This is a genomic window from Vibrio sp. 1078-1 (assembly GCF_033340475.1).
On the sequence record NZ_JAWOWM010000872.1, the window covers coordinates 1 to 523 of the forward strand.

Consider the following 523-nt stretch of genomic DNA (forward strand, 5'->3'; position numbering starts at 1 on the left):
TCGTTTTTTGCTTGCGACCTTGACCATGACCCTCATTACAAGGGGCTTTAATGATCTTACCTTTACCATGACAGGTAGGACAGGTTTGCTGAACAGCGAAGAAACCTTGACGCATTTGCACTTGGCCATGGCCATGACAGGTACCACATGTTTCCGCTGATGAGCCTTTCTTCGCACCGCTACCGTCACAAGAGTCACAGTGAACCAGTGTCGGAACTTCAATCTCTTTAGTTACACCACGAACGGCTTCTTCTAGCGTTAGCTCCATGTTGTAACGTAAGTCGGCACCACGTTGCGCACGATGACCACCGCCACCACGGCGACCGCCACCGAAGATATCGCCAAACACATCACCAAAGATGTCGCCGAAGTCAGCACCGCCTCCACCAAAGCCGCCGCCGAAACCACCGCCACCTTGTTCAAAAGCAGCATGGCCATATTGGTCATAAGCCGCTTTTTTCTGAGAGTCGGTTAGAACTTCGTACGCTTCTTTTACTTCTTTAAACTTGTCCGCCGCAGACTC

At 51.1% G+C, this 523-nt stretch carries 1 protein-coding gene; it reads right to left on the reverse strand.

What is annotated here, in order from left to right:
- A partial coding sequence (locus tag R7190_RS30560) for a zinc finger domain-containing protein (RefSeq protein ID WP_318138303.1) occupies positions 1-523 on the reverse strand: 523 nt, incomplete at both ends.